The sequence below is a fragment of the Streptomyces sp. NPDC002623 genome (assembly GCF_053592635.1).
Map to the genome: position 1 here is coordinate 125778 of NZ_JBSFWB010000025.1, position 21834 is coordinate 147611.

Annotated in this window: 17 protein-coding genes; 7 read left to right on the top strand and 10 right to left on the bottom strand. The window is 71.1% G+C overall.

All coding sequences use genetic code 11. The annotated features are described in order from the left end of the window. Positions 1-102: 102 nt before the first annotated feature. The 3 genes from pyk to pta form a co-directional block, all read right to left on the bottom strand. Complete coding sequence (gene pyk / locus ACWD4O_RS35135; RefSeq protein ID WP_451286210.1) at positions 103-1533, bottom strand: pyruvate kinase; 1431 nt, start codon at positions 1531-1533, stop codon at positions 103-105. Between the two features lie 115 nt (positions 1534-1648). Next, positions 1649-2857, bottom strand: coding sequence for an acetate kinase (locus ACWD4O_RS35140; protein ID WP_451286212.1), 1209 nt, complete (start codon positions 2855-2857; stop codon positions 1649-1651). After that, positions 2854-4944 carry a phosphate acetyltransferase gene (gene pta, locus ACWD4O_RS35145; protein ID WP_451286214.1) on the bottom strand — a complete coding sequence of 697 codons (2091 nt, stop codon included), beginning with the start codon at positions 4942-4944 and terminating at the stop codon, positions 2854-2856. The genes ACWD4O_RS35140 and pta overlap by 4 nt, the downstream gene beginning before the upstream one ends. Before the next feature lie 207 nt (positions 4945-5151). On the opposite strand from pta, the gene ACWD4O_RS35150 reads away from it, so the two are divergent. Beyond that, the gene (locus tag ACWD4O_RS35150) at positions 5152-6177 is read left to right on the top strand and encodes an ATP-dependent 6-phosphofructokinase (RefSeq protein WP_351913199.1); all 1026 of its coding nucleotides are present in this window, start codon (positions 5152-5154) and stop codon (positions 6175-6177) included. Positions 6178-6211: 34 nt separating this feature from the next. On the opposite strand, the gene ACWD4O_RS35155 is transcribed toward ACWD4O_RS35150, so the two are convergent. From ACWD4O_RS35155 to ACWD4O_RS35165, 3 genes are all read right to left on the bottom strand, one after another. Beyond that, positions 6212-6934: a helix-turn-helix domain-containing protein gene (locus ACWD4O_RS35155; RefSeq protein ID WP_451286216.1), complete on the bottom strand. Its 723-nt coding sequence runs from the start codon at positions 6932-6934 to the stop codon at positions 6212-6214. 139 nt (positions 6935-7073) lie between these two features. Continuing rightward, positions 7074-7769 carry a response regulator gene (locus tag ACWD4O_RS35160; protein ID WP_351913195.1) on the bottom strand — a complete coding sequence of 232 codons (696 nt, stop codon included), beginning with the start codon at positions 7767-7769 and terminating at the stop codon, positions 7074-7076. Next, positions 7766-9415, bottom strand: coding sequence for a sensor histidine kinase (locus tag ACWD4O_RS35165; protein WP_451286219.1), 1650 nt, complete (start codon positions 9413-9415; stop codon positions 7766-7768). Before ACWD4O_RS35165 ends, ACWD4O_RS35160 begins: the two co-directional genes overlap by 4 nt. Positions 9416-9536: 121 nt before the next feature. On the opposite strand from ACWD4O_RS35165, the gene ACWD4O_RS35170 reads away from it, so the two are divergent. Further along, positions 9537-10970 carry a cation:dicarboxylate symporter family transporter gene (locus ACWD4O_RS35170; protein ID WP_451286242.1) on the top strand — a complete coding sequence of 478 codons (1434 nt, stop codon included), beginning with the start codon at positions 9537-9539 and terminating at the stop codon, positions 10968-10970. Positions 10971-11159: 189 nt separating this feature from the next. Here the strand turns inward: ACWD4O_RS35170 and ACWD4O_RS35175 are convergent, their stop codons facing one another. Beyond that, entirely contained in the window at positions 11160-12074 is a 915-nt protein-coding gene (locus ACWD4O_RS35175) for an NAD-dependent epimerase/dehydratase family protein (protein ID WP_451286221.1), read from the bottom strand. A gap of 99 nt (positions 12075-12173) precedes the next feature. On the opposite strand from ACWD4O_RS35175, the gene ACWD4O_RS35180 reads away from it, so the two are divergent. The 5 genes from ACWD4O_RS35180 (at position 12174) to ACWD4O_RS35200 (ending at position 17297) form a co-directional block, all read left to right on the top strand. Next, positions 12174-12617: an Lrp/AsnC family transcriptional regulator gene (locus ACWD4O_RS35180; protein ID WP_451286223.1), complete on the top strand. Its 444-nt coding sequence runs from the start codon at positions 12174-12176 to the stop codon at positions 12615-12617. 29 nt (positions 12618-12646) lie between these two features. Then, positions 12647-13069: a MerR family transcriptional regulator gene (locus ACWD4O_RS35185; protein WP_358801330.1), complete on the top strand. Its 423-nt coding sequence runs from the start codon at positions 12647-12649 to the stop codon at positions 13067-13069. Beyond that, complete coding sequence (locus tag ACWD4O_RS35190) at positions 13070-13408, top strand: thioredoxin family protein (protein WP_451286224.1); 339 nt, start codon at positions 13070-13072, stop codon at positions 13406-13408. It begins immediately after the preceding gene. A gap of 169 nt (positions 13409-13577) precedes the next feature. Beyond that, entirely contained in the window at positions 13578-15821 is a 2244-nt protein-coding gene (locus tag ACWD4O_RS35195) for a HelD family protein (protein ID WP_451286226.1), read from the top strand. 75 nt (positions 15822-15896) lie between these two features. Further along, positions 15897-17297: a cytochrome gene (locus ACWD4O_RS35200; protein ID WP_451286228.1), complete on the top strand. Its 1401-nt coding sequence runs from the start codon at positions 15897-15899 to the stop codon at positions 17295-17297. 12 nt (positions 17298-17309) lie between these two features. Here ACWD4O_RS35200 and glgB read toward each other — a convergent pair whose 3' ends face one another. The 3 genes from glgB to ACWD4O_RS35215 all read right to left on the bottom strand — a co-directional run. Next, positions 17310-19781, bottom strand: coding sequence for a 1,4-alpha-glucan branching enzyme (gene glgB / locus ACWD4O_RS35205; protein WP_451286230.1), 2472 nt, complete (start codon positions 19779-19781; stop codon positions 17310-17312). Between the two features lie 13 nt (positions 19782-19794). Beyond that, the gene (locus ACWD4O_RS35210) at positions 19795-21192 is read right to left on the bottom strand and encodes a maltokinase N-terminal cap-like domain-containing protein (RefSeq protein ID WP_451286232.1); all 1398 of its coding nucleotides are present in this window, start codon (positions 21190-21192) and stop codon (positions 19795-19797) included. A gap of 87 nt (positions 21193-21279) precedes the next feature. Beyond that, the coding region (locus ACWD4O_RS35215; RefSeq protein WP_451286234.1) for an alpha-glucosidase C-terminal domain-containing protein at positions 21280-21834 on the bottom strand (555 nt) is incomplete at its 5' end.

Consider the following 21834-nt stretch of genomic DNA (forward strand, 5'->3'; position numbering starts at 1 on the left):
CCCCCCAAGACCCGTTCGGGAGCCGCAGAAAGCGCTGAGGGCGCCCCCTGTTCGCAGGGAGCGCCCTCAGCGCTGTTCAAAACCCTTCACAGGGTCGCCCGTTCAGTCGCGGTCGCCGCCGCCGAGGTGGTGGACGCGCAGCATGTTGGTGGTGCCGGCGACACCGGGGGGCGAGCCGGCGGTGATGATGACGATCTCGCCCGGGTTGAAGCGGTTGATCTTGGCGATCTCCTGGTCGACCATGTCGACCATTTCGTCGGTGCTGTTCACGAACGGCACGACGTGCGACTCCACGCCCCAGCTGAGCGCCAGCTGGTTGCGGGTGTTCTCGTCGGTGGTGAAGGCGATGATCGGCTGGGACGCGCGGTAGCGGGACAGCCGGCGGGCGGTGTCGCCGGACTGCGTGAAGGCCACCAGGCCCCGGCCGCCCAGGAAGTCGGAGATCTCACACGCGGCGCGGGCGATCGAACCGCCCTGCGTACGCGGCTTCTTGCCCGGCACGAGCGGCTGCAGCCCCTTGCTGAGCAGCTCCTGCTCGGCCGCGGTGACGATCTTCGACATCGTCTTCACGGTCTCGATCGGGTAGGCGCCCACGCTCGACTCGGCGGACAGCATGACCGCGTCCGCGCCGTCCAGGATCGCGTTGGCCACGTCGGAGGCCTCGGCGCGGGTCGGGCGGGAGTTGGTGATCATCGACTCCATCATCTGGGTCGCCACGATCACCGGCTTGGCGTTGCGCCGGCACAGCTCGATGAGGCGCTTCTGCACCATGGGGACCCGCTCCAGCGGGTACTCGACGGCGAGGTCGCCACGCGCGACCATCACACCGTCGAACGCCATCACGACGTCCTCCATGTTCTCCACCGCCTGCGGCTTCTCCACCTTGGCGATGACGGGGACCCGGCGGCCCTCCTCGTCCATGACCTTGTGGACGTCGGCGACGTCCGAGGCGTCCCGGACGAAGGACAGCGCGACCAGGTCGGCGCCCATCCGCAGCGCGAACCGCAGGTCCTCGATGTCCTTCTCGCTCAGCGCGGGCACGTTGACGGCCGCGCCGGGCAGGTTGATGCCCTTGTGGTCGGAGATGACACCGCCCTCGATGACGATCGTCTTCACCCGCGAGCCCTCGACGTCCAGGACCTTCAGCTCGACGTTGCCGTCGTTGATCAGGATCTGGTCGCCCCGCGAGACGTCGCCGGGCAGGCCCTTGTACGTCGTGCCGCAGATCGTCTTGTCGCCGGGGACGTCCTCGGTGGTGATGGTGAACTCGTCACCGCGCACCAGCTCCACGGGACCCTCGGCGAAGGTCTCGAGGCGGATCTTCGGGCCCTGGAGGTCGGCGAGGACGCCGATGGCCCGGCCGGTCTCCTTGGCGGCGGCCCGGACCCGGTCGTACCGGCCCTGGTGCTCGGCGTGCGTGCCGTGGCTGAAGTTGAAGCGGGCCACATTCATACCGGCTTCGATCAGGGACACGAGCATTTCGTGGGAGTCGACCGCGGGGCCGAGAGTACAGACGATTTTCGAACGGCGCATGGGGCGATCCTATCGGTTTGTTTCGCTACGGAATATTCCGTCTGGTGGAAGAACAAATGAGTGCGCTGGTGCTCAGTTGCTTTCCTGATCTGTTGCCACGCGACGGAGCCGCATATCAATACCGCCCCACCAACGCGTAGGTCTGTGTGGCGATCTCCAGTTCCTCGTCCGTCGGCACCACGGCGACCGCCACCCGCGCGCCGGCCGGCGAGATCAGCCGCGGCTCGTCGCCGCGTACGGCGTTCAGCTCACCGTCCACCGCCAGGCCCAGGGAGTCCAGCCCGGCCACGGCCGCCGCCCGCACCGGCGCCGCGTTCTCCCCGACCCCGGCCGTGAACGCGACCGCGTCCACCCGCCCGAGTACCGCGTAATAGGCGCCGATGTACTTCCGCAGTCGGTGAATGTAGATGTCGAAGGCGAGCTTCGCCCGCTCGTCGCCCTCGTCGATCCGCCGCCGGATCTCCCGCATGTCGTTGTCACCGCACAGCCCGATGAGACCGCTCTTCTTGTTGAGAAGAGTGTCGATTTCGTCGATGGACATTCCGCCAACGCGCGCCAAATGGAAGATGACGGCCGGATCGACGTCCCCCGAGCGGGTGCCCATGACGAGGCCCTCCAGCGGGGTGAGCCCCATGGACGTGTCCACGCACCGGCCGCCCTCGACCGCCGACGCGGACGCCCCGTTGCCCAGGTGCAGCACGATGACGTTGACCTCCTCGGGCGTCTTGCCGAGCAGCTTCGCCGTCGCCCGGGAGACGTACGCGTGCGAGGTCCCGTGGAAGCCGTAGCGCCGCACCCGGTGGGCGTCGGCGGTCTCGACGTCGATCGCGTAGCGCGCGGCCGCCTCCGGCATCGTCGTGTGGAACGCGGTGTCGAAGACGGCGACCTGGGGCAGGTCGGGGCGCAGCGCCTGCGCGGTGCGGATGCCGGTGAGGTTGGCCGGGTTGTGCAGCGGGGCGACCGGGATCAGCCGCTCGATCTCGGCGAGGACGGCGTCGTCGACGACCGTCGGCTCGGTGAAGCTCTGCCCGCCGTGCACGACGCGGTGCCCGATGGCGGCGAGCTCGGGGGAGTCGAGGCCGAGCCCGTCCTTCGCCAGCTCCTCCGCGACGGCCTTCAGCGCCGCGTCGTGGTCGGCGATCGGCCCGGTCAGCTCACGGCTCGCGCCGCCGGCGGCGAGCGGGGTGTGCTTCAGCCGCGAGGTCTGCTCGCCGATGCGCTCGACGAGCCCCATCGCCAGCCGGCTGCCGTCGCGCATGTCGAGCAGCTGGTACTTCACCGACGAGGAGCCGGAGTTCAGGACGAGGACACGGGTGGGGCTCACAGCTGGGAAACCTTCTGCTCGGAGCTCTGGGCCTGGATGGCCGTGATGGCGACGGTGTTGACGATGTCCTGGACGAGGGCGCCCCGGGACAGGTCGTTGACGGGCTTGCGCAGCCCCTGCAGCACCGGCCCGACCGCGATCGCGCCGGCCGAACGCTGCACGGCCTTGTACGTGTTGTTGCCCGTGTTGAGGTCCGGGAAGATCAACACGCTGGCCTGCCCGGCGACCTCGGAGCCCGGCAGCTTGGTCGCGGCGACGCTCGGCTCCACGGCCGCGTCGTACTGGATGGGCCCCTCGATCTTCAGATCGGGCCGCCGCGAGCGGACCAGCTCGGTCGCCTCGCGCACCTTGTCGACGTCGACGCCCGACCCGGACGTGCCCGTCGAGTACGACAGCATCGCGATCCGCGGCTCCACCCCGAACCGGGCGGCGGTCACGGCCGACTGGACGGCGATGTCGGCGAGTTGCTCCGCGTTCGGGTCGGGGTTCACCGCGCAGTCGCCGTAGACGAGGACCTTGTCGCCGAGGCACATGAAGAAGACGGACGAGACGATGTCGGCGTCCGGCTTGGTCTTGATGATCTCGAAGGCGGGCCGGATGGTCGCGGCCGTCGAGTGCACGGACCCGGACACCATGCCGTCGGCGAGCCCCTCCTGCACCATCAGCGTCCCGAAGTAGTTCACGTCGGAGACGACGTCGTACGCCAGCTCGACGCTGACGCCCTTGTGGGCCCGGAAACCGGCGTACAGCTCGGCGAAGCGGTCGCGCAGCTCGCTGGTCGCGGGGTCGACGATCTGGCAGTCGCCGAGGTCGATGCCCAGGTCGGCGGCCTTCTTGCGGATCTGGTCCACGGGACCGAGCAGGGTGAGGTCGCACACGCCCCGGCGCAGCAGCACCTCGGCGGCGTGCAGGACGCGCTCCTCGGTGCCCTCCGGGAGGACGACCCGGCGCTTGTCGGAGCGGGCCTGCTCGAGGAGCTTGTGCTCGAACATCATCGGGGTGACGCGGTCGGTGCTGGGCGCGGAGACCCGCTTCAGCAGCTCGCTCGTGTCGACGTGCCGTTCGAACAGCCCCAGGGCGGTCTCGGCCTTGCGCGGGGTGGCCGCGTTCAGCTTGCCCTCCAGGGAGAACAGCTGTTCGGCGATGGGGAAGCTGGTGCCGGGCACCGAGACGACGGGGGTGCCTGGGGCGAGCCGGGCGGCGAGCGTGAGGACCTCCTGGCTCGGGACCTCGCCCAGGGTGAGCAGCACCCCGGCTATCGGCGGGGTGCCGGCGCTGTGCGCGGCGAGCGAGCCCACGACCAGGTCCGCCCGGTCGCCCGGGGTGACGACCAGACAGCCCGGGGTCAGCGCGTCGAGGAAGTTCGGCAGCATCGCCCCGCCGAAGACGAAGTCCAGGGCGTCGCGGGCCAGCCCGGAGTCGTCGCCGAGGACCACCCGCGCGTCCAGGGCGTGAGTGATCTGCGCGACGGTCGGCGCGGACAGGGCGGGGTCGTCGGGCACGACGTAGCAGGGCACGGGCAGCCGGGTGGCGAGACCGGCGGCTATCTCGTCGCGGTCCTCCGGGGCGACCCGGTTCGCCACCATGGCGAGGACGTCGCACGAGAGGCCTTCGTAGGCCCGGTAGGCGTTGCGGGTCTCGGAGAGCACCGACTCCGCGGTCTGCTTGCGGCCGCCGACCACGGGGATCACCGAGGCGCCGAACTCGTTCGCGAGCCGGGCGTTGAGGGCCAGCTCGTCGGGGAACTGCGTGTCGGCGTAGTCCGTCCCGAGGACCAGGACGACGTCGTAGTCGCGGGCGACGAGATGGAACCGGTCGACGAGGGTCGAGACCAGCTCGTCCGCGCCCTGCTCCGCCTGGAGGGCGGACGCCTCGTGGTAGTCCATCCCGTAGACCGTGGCCGGATCCTGCGCCAGCCGGTAGCGGGAGCGCAGCAGTTCGAAGAGCCGGTCGGGCCCGTCGTGGACGAGGGGGCGGAACACGCCCACCCGGTCGACCTGCCGGGTCAGGAGCTCCATGACTCCCAGCTCGACGACCTGGCGGCCGTCGCCGCGGTCGATCCCGGTCACGTACACGCTGCGGGTCACGCGAGCTCTCCGTTCGATGAGGTTGCTCTTCGATGGGTGCGGTGTGTTCTGGCCCTGTCGCAAAAATCGCCCACCTAGGTGAGCAGATCCCTCTTGACAATACCTCTGCGCGTAGTTAAGGCGCCCGTCAAGCGACAGTCCGTTCGGCGGCGTGAAACAATCGAATCCGGCTCACCGGTATCGACAGCGAGCAGGAGACACAGCACGATGCGCATCGGAGTTCTCACCGCAGGTGGCGACTGTCCAGGCCTGAACGCAGTGATCCGGTCGGTCGTACACCGAGCGGTCGACAACTACGGCGACGAGGTCATCGGCTTCGAGGACGGCTACGCGGGTCTGCTCGACGGCCGCTACCGAGTCCTCGACCTCAACGCGGTGAGCGGCATCCTGGCCCGCGGCGGCACCATCCTCGGCTCGTCCCGCCTGGAGCGCGACCGGCTGCGCGAGGCCTGCGAGAGCGCCTCCGACATGATCGAGGCCTTCGGCATCGACGCGCTCGTCCCGATCGGCGGCGAGGGCACGCTGACGGCCGCGCGCATGCTGTCGGACGCCGGGCTGCCGGTGGTGGGCGTCCCGAAGACCATCGACAACGACATCTCGTCGACGGACCGCACGTTCGGCTTCGACACGGCGGTCGGCGTCGCCACGGAGGCGATGGACCGCCTCAAGACGACGGCCGAGTCCCACCAGCGGGTGATGGTCGTCGAGGTCATGGGCCGCCACGCCGGCTGGATCGCGCTGGAGTCCGGGATGGCGGCGGGCGCGCACGGCATCTGCCTGCCCGAGCGGCCCTTCGACCCGGCGGACCTGGTCAAGATGGTCGAGGAGCGCTTCGCCCGCGGCAAGAAGTTCGCGGTGATCTGCGTCGCGGAAGGCGCCCACCCGGCCGACGGCACCATGGACTACGGCAAGGGCGCGATCGACAAGTTCGGCCACGAGCGCTTCCAGGGCATCGGCACGGCCCTGGCCTACGAGCTGGAGAAGCGGCTCGGCAAGGAGGCCCGCCCGGTCATTCTCGGCCACATCCAGCGCGGCGGCGTCCCGACGGCGTACGACCGTGTCCTCGCGACCCGCTTCGGCTGGCACGCGGTGGAGGCGGCGCACCGAGGCGTGTTCGGGAGGATGACGGCCCTGCGCGGAACGGACGTGGTCATGGTGCCGCTGGCGGAGGCGGTGACCGAGCTGAAGACGGTCCCGAAGGACCGGATGGACGAGGCGGAGTCGGTCTTCTGACCGTTCTCGGACCTTCTAGGCGTTCCGGGACCTTCTAGCTGTTCTGGGACGTACGGTTCTGCACGATCGTCCAGAAGGCGTCGACGATCCCGTCGAGGAAGTCCCGGCCGGCCTCGCTCGCGACGCCGGCCGCGTCGCCCCCCGACCAGTTCGGCGTGGCGACCAGCTGCCCCTGATAGACCTGATGCAGCTCCCGCAGCGCGTGCTCCACGAGCCGCCGGTCCAGCGGCAGCAGCTTGGCCACGGGCTTCGCATACGCCTGCCAGCGGGTGCGGGCGGCGGTCCGCAGCAGATCACCGAGCCTGCCCTCACGGCCGGTGACGGTGACCAGGTCGGGCAGCGAGAGATCCAGCAGCTCGGCGAGGGCCGCGCACTGCCGCTCCGAGCCCTCCCACTGCCCGCTCTCCTCCATCCGCGCGTACTCCGGGAACGCGTGCCCCACGACCCGCGCCACGTCCTCGGGCGCGAAGCCACGGGCGATGCGGTGTTCGCGCAGCGTGCGGGGCCGGCCGATCAGTTCGGCGGGCGAACACCACAACACGCCCGCGAGGGCGGTGAGTTCGGGACTGCTCGGCGTCATGATCCCGCGTTCCCAGGCGACGACGAGATCCGGGGTGGCATAGGGGAGCCCATAGGACGAGCGAAGACTGTGGGCGACATGCTCGGGGGCCATGCCGAGGGCTGAGCGGAGCCTGGCGGCAGCGGGGGAGTCGAAGGGCGGACCGGGCTGGTGAGTGTGGGACGGGGGTCTGGGCACGGGGACACCGTAGGCGGTGGGGCGTGCGATGACTACTGGGGGTTGGCCGAAGGCAACGGATTGTTGAATTCGCCGGGGGCTGTCGGCTCACCGGCATCCGGTGATCTTTCCGGCGACGGGGCCGTCAGGACCGCCCCGCTCACCGCCCCCGTGCCCCTTTCACCCACCGGTACACCAGCTCCGGCCGCCCCACCTGCCCGTACAACGGCTTCCGTTCCGCCCGCCCGGCCTCGACCAGGTGCTCCAGATACCGGCGGGCCGTGATCCGGGAGATGCCCACCGCTTCCGCGACCCCTGCCGCCGTCAGTCCCTCCGCCGCCTCCCGCACCGTCTCCGTCACCCGTTCCAGCGTCGGCGCGCTCAGGCCCTTCGGGAGCGCCGCCGGGCCCGGTGCGCGGAGGGCGGCCAGGGCGCGGTCCACCTCGTCCTGGCCGCTCGCCTCGCCTGCCGCCCCACGGAACTCCGCGTACCGGACCAGGCGGTCGCGGAGCGTCGCGAACGTGAACGGCTTCAGGACGTACTGCACCACCCCCAGTGACACGCCCTCCCGCACCACCGTCAGATCGCGCGCCGACGTCACCGCGATCACGTCCGCGTGGTAGCCGGCCGCCCGGAGCGAGCGGGCCAGCTGCAGACCGTGCGCGTCGGGCAGGTGCAGGTCCAGGAGGAGAAGGTCCACCGGGGTGCGGTCCAGGAGGCGGCGGGCCTCCGCGCCGGTGTGCGCCTTGCCCACCGCCACGAAACCGGGGACGCGCCCCACGTACATGACATGGGCGTCCGCGGCGACCGGATCGTCCTCCACGACCAGCACTCTGATCGGCTCTTCGCTCGTCATCCTCGACCTCCAGTCCCGGACACGGACCCGGAGGTACCGGACACGGCCGTGGTCCGCAACGGCAGGCGTACCACGAACTCGGCTCCGCCGCCCTCGGCCTCCGCAACCGACAGCGTTCCCTCGTGCCGGTTCACGGCCTGCCGGACGAGGGCCAGCCCGAGGCCCCGGCCGCCCGGTCCCGCCGGTTTGGTGGAGAAGCCGCGTTCGAAGACCAGCGAGGCGTGCGCGGGATCGACCCCCGCGCCGGTGTCCGCCACCCGCAGGAGCAGCTCGTCGCCCTCCGTGCACGCCGTCACCGTCACCCGGCCCCGGACGCTGCCCTGCGCCGCGTCCACCGCGTTGTCGATCAGGTTGCCGAGGATCGTGACCAGGTCGCGGGCCGGGAGCGACTCGGGCAGCAGGCCGTCGTCCAGGCCGCTCGCCTCCGAGACGACGAGTTCCACGCCCCGCTCGTTCGCCTGGGCCGTCTTGCCCAGCAGAAGGGCGGCCAGCACGGGCTCGCTCACCGCTGCGACCACCTGGTCGGTCAGGGCCTGGGCCAGTTCCAGTTCCGCCGTCGCGAAGTCCACGGCCTCCTCCGCGCGCCCCAGCTCGATCAGCGAGACGACCGTGTGCAGCCGGTTCGCCGCCTCGTGGGCCTGCGAGCGGAGGGCCTGGGTGAAGCCGCGCTCCGAGTCCAACTCGCCCATCAGGGACTGGAGTTCGGTCACATCGCGCAGGGTGACGACGGTGCCCCTGCGCTCGCCGCCCGACACGGGCGAGGTGTTCACCACCAGGACGCGGTCCGCCGTCAGATGCACCTCGTCCACCCGCGGCTCCGAGGCGAGCAGCGCGCCGGTCAGGGGGGCCGGCAGGCGGAGCTCCGCCACCGACCTGCCCACCACCTCGCCCGAGACCCCGAGCAGTTCCCGACCCCCGTCGTTGATCAGCGCGACCCGGTACTGCCCGTCCAGCATCAGCAGTCCCTCGCGCACCGCGTGCAACGCGGCCTGGTGGTAGTCGTGCATGGCGCTGAGCTCGGCCGCGTTCATGCCGTGGGTGTGCCGGCGCAGCGACGCGTTGATCACGTACGTGCCGATCGCGCCCAGCGCGAGCGCGCCGACGGCCACCGCGAGCATGGCCGTCACCTGGTCCTGCACCCGATGGCTGATCGACTCGACCTTGATGCCCGCGCTGACCATCCCGATGACGTGTCTGTCGTCGTCCTCGATCGGGGTGACCGCGCGGACGGACGCGCCGAGGGTGCCGGTGTAGGTCTCGGTGAAGGACTCGCCCTTCAGGGCCTTCGCCGTGTTGCCGAGGAAGCGCTGGCCGATCTGCGCCTCGTCCGGATGGGTCCAGCGGATGCCCTCCGGGTTCATGATCGTGACGAAGTCGACGTCCGTGTCGCGCATGACCCGCAGCGCGTACGGCTGGAGCTCGGCGGTGGGGTCCGGGGTCCCTATGGCCGCCCGCACGGACGGGGAGTCGGCGACCGAGCGGGCCACCGCCGTGGCCTGGCGGGCCGCCGCCTCCTCGGCCTGGCCGCGGTCGCTGACGTACGTGAACAGCGCGTACCCCGCCACGAGGACCGCTATCAGCACCGCCTGCATGGCGAAGAGCTGCCCGGCCAGGCTGCGGGGTCTGGGGAGCGACGGGATGCGCATGTCGTCAGTGTGCCCCCGAGGTTAAGTGTGAACTAAATGAACGGAAGGGTGACCGGCCTCACAGGGCGGGAGATAGTCACGGCAATCCCCCATAACCCCGGACGTGAGCCGCACGCCGGTGATGCCGACGAAGACGTCAAGGAGGGCAGCCGTGGCCGCCAGCAGCACCCCCGATACGGCACCTGCCGCACCCGCAGTCAAGCGGGACCGCACCCACTATCTGTACATCGCGGTGATCGTCGCGGTCGCCGTCGGCATCGCCGTGGGCCTCATCGCCCCCGACTTCGCCGTCGAGATGAAGCCCATCGGAACCGGCTTCGTCAACCTGATCAAGATGATGATCTCGCCGATCATCTTCTGCACGATCGTCCTCGGTATCGGGTCGGTACGGAAGGCCGCGAAGGTCGGAGCCGTCGGCGGTATCGCCCTCGCCTACTTCGTGGTCATGTCACTGGTCGCGCTCGCCATCGGCCTCGTCGTCGGCAACATCCTGGAGCCGGGCACGGGCCTCGCGATCACGGACGCCGTCAAGGAGACCGGACAGGCACAGGTCTCCCCGGAGGCCAAGGACACCACCGAGTTCCTGCTCGGCATCATCCCCAAGACGATCGTCTCCGCCTTCACCGAGGGCGAGGTCCTGCAGACCCTCCTCATCGCCCTGCTCTGCGGCTTCGCCCTGCAGGCCATGGGCAAGGCCGGCCAGCCGATCCTGCGCGGCGTCGAGCACATCCAGCGGCTCGTCTTCCGCGTCCTGACGATGGTGATGTGGGCCGCCCCGGTCGGCGCCTTCGGCGCGATGGCCGCGGTCGTCGGCTCGGCCGGCGTGGACGCCCTGAAGAGCCTCGCGGTGCTGATGCTCGGCTTCTACGTCACCTGCTTCCTCTTCGTCTTCATCGTCCTCGGCGCCCTGCTGAAGATCATCTCGGGCCTGAACATCCTCTCCCTGTTCAAGTACCTGGCCCGTGAGTTCCTGCTGATCCTGTCCACCTCCTCCTCCGAGTCCGCGCTGCCGCGCCTCATCGCGAAGATGGAGCACCTGGGCATCAGCAAGCCCGTCGTCGGCATCACCGTCCCGACCGGCTACTCCTTCAACCTCGACGGCACCATGATCTACATGACCATGGCGTCCCTGTTCATCGCCGACGCGATGGGCACCCCGATGTCGATCGGCGAGCAGATCCCGCTGCTGCTGTTCCTGTTCGTCGCCTCCAAGGGCGCCGCGGGCGTCACCGGCGCCGGCATGGCGACCCTGGCCGGCGGTCTGCAGTCGCACAAGCCCGCCCTGGTGGACGGCATCGGCCTCATCGTCGGCATCGACCGCTTCATGAGCGAGGCCCGCGCCCTCACCAACTTCGCCGGCAACGCCGTCGCGACCGTCCTGGTCGGTACCTGGACCAAGGAGATCGACAAGGAGCGCGTGCACCTGGTGCTCGCGGGCGGCCTGCCCTTCGACGAGAAGACCCTTCTCGACGAGGACGGCGAGGACGACGTCCTGACGGACAGCAGCCTGCCCGAGCAGCGCGAGGGCGGCGAGAAGGAACTCGCGAAGGCGTAGCTTCTCCCCTGAGTTCCGGATGTCCGGCCCCGCCTGAACCGGGGCCGGACATCCGGCCATCACCCCCCCCGTACTCCGGACGGCCGAGCACTCCCCCGTGGCTCGGCCGTCCGGTTCTTTGTCTGCGGGTGCGTCGTGGCCGGTCGCGCAGTTCCCCGCGCCCCTGAAGGGCGCGTTCCACCGCCCTGCTCAGTCACCCGCCCCGAGGGTCTCGGCGACCGCCGTGGGCAGCCAGTGCCGTACGTCTGCGAAGGGGAAACCGAGGCGCGTGGCGCGGGAGTTGTCCATGCCGTAGGAGCGGAAGAAGGAGAACGGCGCGACCTCGCCGAGCTCGACGAGCCGGAGCACGACCTTGCCCTCGGGCAGCTGCGCGGCCACCGCCTCGCAGAGATCGACGGTGGTCAGCAGGGAGTGGGAGGCCGCGTTGACCGGCCCGGTGAACTCCTCGCCCGCCGTCCACGCCAGGAAGTCGGCGATCTCCTCGACGTGGATGTAGGTGGCGGGCTGGTCCGAGAAGGGCACTGTGATGGGACGGCCGTCCCGGATGCGGGAGGCGTAGTGGTCGAGGCGGCCCGTGAAGTCGTCGTCCCCGCCCAGCACATGGGCCACGCGCACGGCCACGTACGGGAGCTCGGGGCCCGGGGCGGCGAACACCGCCTCCGCCTGCCGCTTGCCCTCGCCGTAGTGCCCTTCCCGGAACTCCGGGTCGTCCCAGGGGAGTTCGAGATCGACCGACACCTCCAGCGGATCGACGGCGTCCTCCCGGACGAGCGTGATCGAGTCCTCGTACTCGTACACCTCGACCGTCGACGTCAGCACATACCGCCGGGTGCGGCCCGCGAACACCCGGCGGGCGACGGCCGCCTGGCGCGGGGTGTAGCAGACCTGGTCGACGACGACGTCGAAGACGCGGGACCCCAGGGCGCCGCGCAGCGACGCCTCGTCGTCGCGGTCCGCGACCAGGTGCACGGCGCCCGGCGGCGGGGCCGACGATCCGCGGTTCAGCACGGTCACCCGGTCCCCGGCGGCGAGCAGCCGACCGATCAGCCGCTTGCCGAAGTAGCGGTTCCCGCCGATGACCAGTACCTCTCGTGGCTTGTCCATGGCCATAATTCTCCCGGCGTATCCGTCCGTCCTGAAGGGGTAACCATGGGAGTTCCGGCCGCCGCGCCGAAAGAACCGCGGCATTCACGAGCCGGCGCCATGGAAACATCGGCGGCCTTCGACGCCGTGGACCGACAGATCCTCCAGCTGCTCCAGACCGACGGCCGGATCAAGCTCAGCGAGCTGGGCCGCCGGGTGCGGCTGAGTCCCGCGGCGGTGACCGAGCGGGTGCGGCGGCTGGAGTCCGCAGGGGTGATCAGCGGGTACGGCGCCAGGGTCGTCCCGGCCCGGCTCGGCTACGGGATCCAGGCGTTCATCCGGGTCAGTCCGCACGGCGGGTACAACCTGAAGCACCCCAGGACCCTGGAGCTGATGGAACGGCCGGAGATCACCGAGGTGCATCACGTGGTCGGCGAGGACTGCTGGATCCTCAAGGTCGCCGTCACCGACACGGTGCACCTGGAGGAGGTCTCGGTCCTAGGCCGCACCACCACCTCGATCGTGCTCACCTCGCCGGTCGAACGCAAACCCCTCTTGCCTTGACGTCGGCGTCAAGGCCTACGTTCGTAGGCATGCGCATCGGAGAGCTGGCCGCGCGGGCCGGGACCACGACCCGGACGCTGCGGTACTACGAGTCGCGGGGGCTGCTGCCCGCGCGGCGCGGCGACAACGGGTACCGGACGTACGACGAGAGCGATCTGCGGCTGCTCCGGCAGATCCGGACGCTCCAGGACTTCGGGTTCGACCTGGAGGAGACCCGGCCCTTCGTGGAGTGTCTGCGGGCCGGGCATCCCGAGGGCGACTCGTGTCCGGCGTCGCTCGCGGTCTACCGGAGCAAGCTGGACGAGCTGGACGCGCTCATCGGGGAGCTGAAGGCGGTCCGGGAGACGGTCGCCGGGCAGCTGGTGCGGGCCGAGCGGGCGCGGGACCGGCTGGGCGCCGAGGCGCTGGTTCCGGGGGGTCCGGAACCCGGGTGCGAACTGGGAGGCCGGTAAATGGGGACAGGCGTGAGCGATGTGACGGACGACGACTTCGAGGCCGAGGTGATCGGGTCCGCGCTGCCGGTGCTCGTGGAGTTCACCGCGGACTGGTGTCCGCCGTGCCGGCAGATGGGGCCGGTGCTCGGCGCGCTCGCCGCGGAGGAGGGCGAGCGGCTGAAGGTGGTGCAGCTGAACGTGGACCACAACCCGGAGACGACCAACGCCTACAAGGTGCTGTCGATGCCGACCTTCATCGTCTTCCGGGGCGGCGAGCCGGTGAAGTCGATGGTGGGCGCCCGGCCCAAGCGCCGGCTCCTGGAGGAACTGTCCGAGGTGCTCCCGGACGTCCGTTGACCTGACGTAATACGAAGCAATCCCCCGAGCGCAATTGCGCTCGGGGGATTGCTTTGCGTATATTTAATGGTTCGTGACTTCACGGGAATTGAGTCACAAAGAAGCTCAGTGAGCACAGTATATCCGGGCGGGAGCGGAATTGTCAAACAGCGAATTTCCAGACGATGAAATGTGCCGCGAACAGGAATTCATCGACGGCCTGTACGCGCGCGTGGACGCCCTGCGCGGTGACACCGAGTCCTCCGTCACCGACGCCCTCGCGCAGGGCAACACGCCCATGCAGGCCCGGCTGGAGCGCGACATCCTCGTCGCCGAGCGCTCGGGGCTGCTGGCCGCGCTGAACGCGGTCGACGGCTCCCTCTGCTTCGGCCGCATCGACCTCACCTCGGGCACGAAGCACCACATCGGCCGGATCGGTCTGCGGGCCGACGACGCCGAGCTCACGCCGATCCTGATCGACTGGCGGGCCGACGTCGCCCGCCCCTTCTACCTGGCCACCGGCCACACCCCGATGGGGCTGCGCCGACGCCGGCACCTCACCACCGATGCCCGCCGGGTCACCGCCCTGCACGACGAGATCCTCGACCTCGGCGACCAGGAGCGCACCGGCCACGAGGACCCGACCGGCGACGCCGTGCTGCTCGCCGCGCTGGGCGCCGCGCGCACCGGCCGGATGAGCGACATCGTGCAGACCATCCAGGCCGAGCAGGACGAGATCATCCGGGCGCCGCACCGAGGGGTGCTGGTCGTCGAGGGCGGCCCCGGCACCGGAAAGACGGCCGTCGCCCTGCACCGCGCCGCGTACCTGCTGTACGAACACCGGGAGCTGCTCGCCAAGCGGGCCGTCCTGATCGTCGGTCCCAACCCCGCCTTCCTCGGCTACATCGGCGAGGTGCTGCCCTCGCTGGGCGAGACCGGCGTCCTGCTGGCCACGGTCGGCGAGCTGTACCCGGGCGTCCACGCGACGGCCGCGGACCGGCCCGAGGCGGCCGCGGTCAAGGGCCGCGCCGACATGGCGGACGTCCTCGCCGCCGTCGTACGCGACCGGCAGGCGCTGCCCGACCCGGTGATCACGATCGAGCACGACCGCGAGATTCTGATGCTCGACGACGGACTGGCCGGCGTCGCCCGCGACCGCACCCGCGCCGCCGGGCTGCCGCACAACGCGGCCCGCGAGCACTTCGAGGGCCACATCCTCAACGCGCTGACGGACATGGTCGCCGAACGCATCGGCACCGACCCCTACGACGGCTCCAACATGCTCGACGCGAGCGACATCACCCAGATCCGCGACGAACTCGCCGAGAACCCCGAAGTCTGGTCCGCCATCGACGAGTTGTGGCCGCGGATCACCCCGCAGCGCCTGGTCGCCGACTTCCTCGCCGCCCCCGAGGCCCACCTGGGCGCCGAGGACGCGGCCGCCGTCCGCCGCCCGGTGACCTCGTCCTGGACCGTGTCGGACGTGCCGCTCCTCGACGAGGCCGCCGAACTCCTCGGCGAGGACGACCGCTCGGCGCGGGCGCTCGCCGAGCGCGAGCGGGAGACGCAGGTCGCCTACGCGCAGGGCGTGCTCGACGTGTCCTACGCCTCCCGGAGCTTCGAGTTCGAGGACAAGGAGGACGACGACCCCGAGGCCGGCGAGGTCCTCTCCGCGCACGACATCATCGACGCCGAGCGGTTCGCCGAGCGGCACGAGGAGGACGACCACCGCAGCGCCGCCGAGCGCGCGGCGGCCGACCGGACCTGGGCGTTCGGGCACATCATCGTCGACGAGGCGCAGGAACTGTCGCCGATGGCGTGGCGGCTGCTCATGCGGCGCAGCCCGACCCGCTCGATGACCCTGGTCGGCGACCCCGCCCAGACGGCGGAGGCGGCCGGCGTCGGCTCCTGGTCGAAGATCCTCGCCCCGTACGTCGAGAACCGCTGGGAGCACACCCGGCTCGGCGTCAACTACCGCACCCCGGCCGAGATCATGGAGGTCGCGGCGGCCGTCGTCCGCGCCGAGCACCCCGGCTTCGAGCCGCCCAGCTCGGTCCGCTCCACCGGCGTACGGCCCTGGGCGCGCGCCGCCGACGACCTGCCCGGCGCGGTCGCCGAGGCCGTCGCCGAGCTCACGCCCGCCGAGGGCCGGCTCGCGGTGATCGCCCCGCGCGCACTGCACCGGCGGCTGGCGGCCCGCCTCGACGGGGTGACCGCGGGGGCCGAACCGGACCTCACCCACACCGTCGTCCTGCTCGACCCCCGCCAGTCCAAGGGCCTGGAGTTCGACTCCGTGCTCGTGGTCGAACCGGGCGACTACGGCACCAGCGATCTCTATGTCGCGCTGACCCGCGCCACCCAACGACTCGCGGTGGTCCATACCAAGGAACTGCCGAAAGCGCTGGCCGCGGCCCTGGAGGCGCCCTCGGTCTGACTCAGGATCACCAAGACGTAACAGTTCGTGCCGTGATCACTGCGCGTGCACGGCCGGTGCGGTAAGCGTGGCGGTATGGAAGCCCAGCCTCACGCCCTCGCACCGGCCGACAGCCCGCACCTCGGGTCGCTCCCCGTCCAGCCGCTGCTCACGGCGGAGTTCGACGCGGACCCCGGCGCGGTGTACCGGCGGCTGCGGAGCAGGTACGGGCCCGTGGCCCCGGTCGGACTCATGGGCGTGCCGGTGTGGCTCGTGCTCGACTACCGGGAGGTCCTCGAGGTCCTGAAGAACGAGAGCCGGTGGCGGCGCGACGTACGGCACTGGCGGGCCCGCGCCCAGGGCGAACTGCCGCCCGACTGGCCGCTGCTCGCGGGCTACGAGGTGCGGCAGACGATGTTCATGGACGACGAGGAGCACCGGGCCGCCCGCCGCACCCAGCACGCCGCACTGCGCCCCTTCCAGGACGCCAGAAGCCCCGAGGGCTGGGAACTGCGCGCGGCCGTCGCCCGCTACGCCGACGAACTCGTCGCGCTGCTCGCTGCCGAGTCGGGCCGCTCCGGCTTCGCCGACCTGGGCGCGCAGTACACCCGGCCGCTGCTGCTGATGATCACCGCCAAACTGTTCGGCTGCCCGGTCGAACTCGGCGACGAACTGGTCATGGACCTGTGGCGGATGCTCGACGGCGGCCCCGACTCCGGCCCCGCCACCGGCCGGGCGCTGGCCGCCTTCACCCGTCTCGCCGCCCACCGCAGGGCCAGACCCGGCGACGACCTCACCTCGTACATGATGCTCGCCGACCCCGACCTCACCGACGATCAGCTCGGCCGGGAGCTGTTCATGAACGCCGTCTACCTCAACGACATCACCGGCAACATGGTCCTCAACACCCTGCTGGAGGTGTTGCGGGGCAACGCGACGGTACGCCGCAGCCTGTCGGCCGGGCAGCTCGGCGAGACGGTCAACCGGGCCGCCCTCGCCAACCCGCCCGTCGCCAACATGTGCTTCCGGTTCGCCGCCCGGGACGTGCGGCTGGGCCGGTTCTGGATCCGCGCCGGGGACATCGTCTCCCCGTCCTCCGCCGCCGCCCACCAGGACCTGATGGCGATCGGCTCCTCCCACATGGTCGGCTCCACCGTCTCCACCCGCGCCCATCTGGGCTGGGGCGCGGGCGCCCACCAGTGCCCCAGCGCGGCCCGCGAACTCGGCGGCCTCATCGTCACCACCGCCGTGGGCCGCGTCTTCGACCACTTCATCCGCGCCGAACTGACCCTCCCCTCCGACCAGTTGCCCTGGCGCTCGGGCCCGGTGGTGCGGGGGCTGCGGGTGCTGCCCGTGCGCTACGAACTCTCCGCCGACGCGCCCACGACGCGCCCTGCGGACCCCCGGCAGACCACGCCGGCAGCCTCCCACCGGGACGAGAACCAGACGAGAGGACTGCTGGCGGCGCTGCGACGGCTGATGTTCGGCAGGAAGTAGGACGGCTACGGCTCAGGCCGGCCGCAGCCACACCGTCGCCAGCGGAGGCAGGGTCAGCCGGATGCTCGCCGGCCGGCCGTGCAGGGCCTGCGGCTCCGGCTTGACCGGCTCCGGTCCGACCACCCCGCTGCCGCCGTACCGCTCGGCGTCCGTGTTGAGGATCTCGTGCCAGGCCGGGACGTCGTCGGGGACGCCGAGGCGGTAGTCGTGGCGGACGACCGGGGAGAGGTTGGAGACGGACAGCAGCGGGGAGCCCTCGGCGTCGTACCGCAGGAACGCGAAGACGTTGTCCTCGGCCGCGTCCCCCACCACCCACTGGAAGCCGCCCGGGTCGGTGTCGCGCTGCCAGAGGGCGGGGGCCGCCCGGTAGACGGTGTTGAGGTCCCGGACCAGGTCTCTGACCCCCCGGTGATCGGCCTGCGCGCCGTACGCCGGGTCCAGCAGCCACCAGTCCGGGCCGTGCGCCTCCGACCACTCCGCGCCCTGCGCGAACTCCTGCCCCATGAAGAGGAGCTGCTTGCCCGGGTGGGCCCACATGAAGCCCAGGTACGCGCGCAGGTCGGCGCGCTGCTGCCACCAGTCGCCGGGCATCTTCGACACCAGCGAGCGCTTGCCGTGCACCACCTCGTCGTGCGACAGGGGCAGCACATAGTTCTCGCTGTACGCGTACACCATCGAGAAGGTCATCTCGTGGTGGTGGAAGCTGCGGTGCACCGGCTCGTGGCTCATGTACTGCAGCGAGTCGTGCATCCAGCCCATGTTCCACTTCAGCCCGAAACCCAGCCCGCCGAAGCCGCTCGGACCCGGGTGGTGGGTGGCCCGTGTGACGCCGTCCCAGGCCGTGGACTCCTCCGCGATCGTGACGACCCCGGGACTGCGCCGGTAGACCGTCGCGTTCATCTCCTGCAGGAACGCCACCGCGTCCAGGTTCTCCCGGCCGCCGTGCTCGTTCGGCGTCCACTGGCCGTGCTCGCGTGAGTAGTCGAGGTAGAGCATGGAGGCGACGGCGTCCACCCGCAGCCCGTCGACATGGAACTCCTCGCACCAGTAACTGGCGTTGGCCACCAGGAAGTTGCGCACCTCGCGCCGCCCGAAGTCGAACTCCAGCGTCCCCCAGTCGGGGTGCGCGGCCCGCAGCGGGTCCTCGTGCTCGTACAGCGGACGCCCGTCGAACTCGGCCAGCGCCCAGTCGTCGCGCGGGAAGTGCGCCGGCACCCAGTCCATCAGGACGCCGACGCCGGCCCGGTGCAGCGCGTCCACCAGGTGCTTGAAGTCGTCCGGCGTGCCGAGCCGGGCCGTCGGCGCGTAGAAGCCGGTGACCTGGTAGCCCCAGGAGCCGCCGAAGGGATGTTCGGCGACCGGCATCAGCTCGACGTGCGTGAAGCCCAGGTCCCTGACGTACGCGGGCAGCTGCTCGGCGAGTTGACGGTACGTCAGGCCAGGTCGCCAGGACGGCAGATGGACCTCGTAGACGGAGAACGGGGCCTCGTGCACGGGGGTCGCGGCCCGCCGGGCCAGCCACTCCTCGTCGCCCCACTCGTGGTGCGAGGCGGTCACGATCGACGAGGTCGCCGGCGGGACCTCCGTACGCCTCGCCATCGGGTCGGCGCGCAGGGTGTGCGAGCCGTCGGGGCGGGTGATGTCGAACTTGTACAGCTCGCCCTCGCCGATCCCGGGCACGAACAGCTCCCAGATCCCGGACGAGCCGAGCGAGCGCATCGGATACCCGGTGCCGTCCCAGAAGTTGAAGGTGCCGGCCAGCCGCACCCCGCGCGCGTTCGGCGCCCACACGCGAAAACCGGTGCCGGGCACGCCCTCGTGGGCCGTCGGGTGCGCGCCGAGCACCGTCCACAGCTCCTCGTGCCGGCCCTCGCCGATCAGATGCAGGTCCAGGTCGCCCAGCGTGGGCAGGAAACGGTAGGCGTCCTCGGTCTCCACGGTCGTGCCCTCGTACTCCACGAGGAGCCGGTAGGCCGGGACCTCGACCAGGGGCAGCAGGCCGGAGAAGAAGCCGTCGCCGTCGTCGTGCAGCTCGGCGCGCAGCGCGCCCGACAGGACGGTGACGGACCGCGCGTACGGGCGCAGCGCCCGGAAGACGATCCCGCCGGACGCCGGATGCGCGCCGAGCACGGAGTGCGGGTCGTGGTGCGTGCCGTGCAGCAGCCGCTCGCGGTCGGCGGAGTCGAGGGCGGGGGTCGCTTCCAGGGGCGCCGCTGGGGCTATGGGCGTCACGGGCGCCTCAGGCACCACGGGCGCCTGAGGCGCCACGGGCTGCGCGGGCTTCTTCGCGGCGGCTTTCGCGGCCCCTGCCGCCTTCTTGACCGGAGCCTTCTTGACCGGAGCCTTTTTGCCTGGCGCCTTTTTGCCCGGCGTCTTCTTGCTCACGGCTTTCTCGCCCACCCCCTCGTCGCCGGCCGCTTCCTTGCCCGCAGCCTTCTTGGTCACGGCTTTCTTCGCGGTGGCCTTCTTCTTCGGGGGAGTCACGTACGGAGCCTCCTCAAGGCAGGTCGGGAGCGGCGAGGCGATGTATCGCGGACAGGGGGACGGGGAGCCAGTCGGGGCGGTGCCGGGCCTCGTAGACGACCTCGTAGACCGCCTTGTCCGTCTCGTGGGCCCGCAGCAGCACGGGGTCGGTGCGCGGATCGACGCCCGCCGCCTCGGCGTACCCGGAGCAGTACGCCGCCCGGCAGGCGTGCGCCCAGCCCGGGGCGGGCGGGTCGGCCGACCGGGCCGCGTAGTCGAAGGAGCGCAGCATGCCCGCCACGTCCCGCACGGCCGGCTGGGGCATCCGCCGCTCGGCCAGCGGCCGGGCGGGCTCCCCCTCGAAGTCGATCAGCGCCCACTGGCCGGAGGCCGCGCGCAGACACTGCCCGAGGTGCAGATCGCCGTGGATGCGCTGGGCGGTCCAGGTGCAGCCCTCGGCCGCGAGATCGGCCAGCGCGGTGAAGGCGGTGCGCAGCGCGGGCGCGTACGGGCGCAGCACGGGTACCGCCTGCGCGGCCGCGTCGAGCCGCTCGGTCATGCCGTCCACCATCGGCCCTATCTGCGCATGCCCCAGCGTCGCCGTGGGCAGCGCCCGGGCCAGGGCCCCGTGCACCTCGGCGGTGGCCCGCCCCAGCGCCCGCGCCTCCGCGACGAAGTCCTCGCCCTTGGCCAGTTCCCGCAACGCCAGCTCCCAGCCGTCCGCCGCGCCCTGGACGTAGGGCTGGAGCACCGCCAGGACGTAGGACTCGCCCTCGCCCCCGCCGTCGTCGTCGCCCTCACTCGGGTCCGCGAACATCCACGCGGTCGGCGCGGGCACCCTGGGGCAGCCCTCGCGGGCCAGCGCCAGCGGCAGTTCCAGGTCGGGATTGACGCCCGGCACGACCCGCCGCAGAAGTTTCAGGATGAACGTATCTCCATAGATGACGGACGAGTTCGACTGTTCGCCGGTCAGCCGGCGCGGGACCAGCCCCGACCGGATCTCCTGCCCGGGGTCGCGCTCGCAGCGCAGTCCGCCGATCCGGGCCCGGGTGCGCAACGCCTCCAGGAGCACCTCGGCGGGACGGCTGTCGTACAGGGCGTCGAACACGGTCCGCCCGGCCAGCGGGCCGTCCGTGACGCGGCCGATCAGCGCGGGAGCCAGCCGGGGCGGAAGGGCCTCGCGGACGCCGATCAGCAGTTGGTAGCAGTCGCCGGGCGCGGCTCCCTGACGGGCGCGCACCAGCAGGTGGTACAGGCCGAGCCTGGCCTCGGCGGGCAGCAGCTCGGTGGCCGTCACCAGCGAGAACCCGGTGACCGGACGCCCCTTGCCGGCGAACCAGCGCTGCCGGGGAAGCCACTCCCGCAGCAGGGGGTCCAACGACGCGAGCAGGCCGGGGCTGGTCTTGCCGGAAAGTGTGACAGTCTCCGCCATATGTGTCACATTCCTTTCCCCGGGGGGTCGGGGTGTGAGTGATGCGTGCCCCGGGCGGGACAGCGGAAACCGCCCCGCCCCGGGGTTCTAGGCCGCGTCCTTGCGCAGCCTGAACCAGTAGAAGCCGTGCCCGGCCAGCGTGAGCAGGTAGGGCAGCTCGCCGACCGCCGGGAAGCGCACCCCGCCGAACAGCTCCACCGGATACCGCCCGTTGAAGCGGCTCAGGTCCAGCTCCGTGGGCTGTGCGAAGCGCGAGAAGTTGTGCACGCACAGCACCAGGTCGTCCCCTCCCTCTTCGGTGAGGGGGGCCTCGCGCAGGAACGCGAGGACGGCCGGGTTGGAGGACTGCAGTTCGGTGTACGTCCCGAGCCCGAAGGCGGGATTCTGCTTACGGATCTCGATCATGCGCCGGGTCCAGTGCAGCAGCGACGAGGGCGACGACATCGACGCCTCGACGTTGGCCACCTGGTACCCGTAGACGGGATCCATGATGGTCGGCAGGAAGAGCCGTCCGGGGTCGCAGGACGAAAAACCTGCGTTGCGATCCGGTGTCCACTGCATCGGTGTGCGGACGGCGTCGCGGTCGCCGAGCCAGATGTTGTCGCCCATGCCGATCTCGTCGCCGTAGTAGAGGATCGGCGA

Excerpts from the sequence above, each read along its gene's own strand:
- pyk (WP_451286210.1), bottom strand. The coding sequence starts at position 1,533 with ATGCGCCGTTCGAAAATCGTCTGTACTCTCGGCCCCGCGGTCGACTCC.
- ACWD4O_RS35150 (WP_351913199.1), top strand. The coding sequence starts at position 5,152 with ATGCGCATCGGAGTTCTCACCGCAGGTGGCGACTGTCCAGGCCTGAAC.
- ACWD4O_RS35160 (WP_351913195.1), bottom strand. The coding sequence starts at position 7,769 with ATGACGAGCGAAGAGCCGATCAGAGTGCTGGTCGTGGAGGACGATCCG.
- ACWD4O_RS35165 (WP_451286219.1), bottom strand. The coding sequence starts at position 9,415 with ATGCGCATCCCGTCGCTCCCCAGACCCCGCAGCCTGGCCGGGCAGCTC.
- ACWD4O_RS35170 (WP_451286242.1), top strand. The coding sequence starts at position 9,537 with ATGCCGACGAAGACGTCAAGGAGGGCAGCCGTGGCCGCCAGCAGCACC.
- ACWD4O_RS35175 (WP_451286221.1), bottom strand. The coding sequence starts at position 12,074 with ATGGACAAGCCACGAGAGGTACTGGTCATCGGCGGGAACCGCTACTTC.
- ACWD4O_RS35180 (WP_451286223.1), top strand. The coding sequence starts at position 12,174 with ATGGAAACATCGGCGGCCTTCGACGCCGTGGACCGACAGATCCTCCAG.
- ACWD4O_RS35185 (WP_358801330.1), top strand. The coding sequence starts at position 12,647 with ATGCGCATCGGAGAGCTGGCCGCGCGGGCCGGGACCACGACCCGGACG.
- ACWD4O_RS35190 (WP_451286224.1), top strand. The coding sequence starts at position 13,070 with ATGGGGACAGGCGTGAGCGATGTGACGGACGACGACTTCGAGGCCGAG.
- ACWD4O_RS35195 (WP_451286226.1), top strand. The coding sequence starts at position 13,578 with ATGTGCCGCGAACAGGAATTCATCGACGGCCTGTACGCGCGCGTGGAC.
- ACWD4O_RS35200 (WP_451286228.1), top strand. The coding sequence starts at position 15,897 with ATGGAAGCCCAGCCTCACGCCCTCGCACCGGCCGACAGCCCGCACCTC.
- ACWD4O_RS35210 (WP_451286232.1), bottom strand. The coding sequence starts at position 21,192 with ATGGCGGAGACTGTCACACTTTCCGGCAAGACCAGCCCCGGCCTGCTC.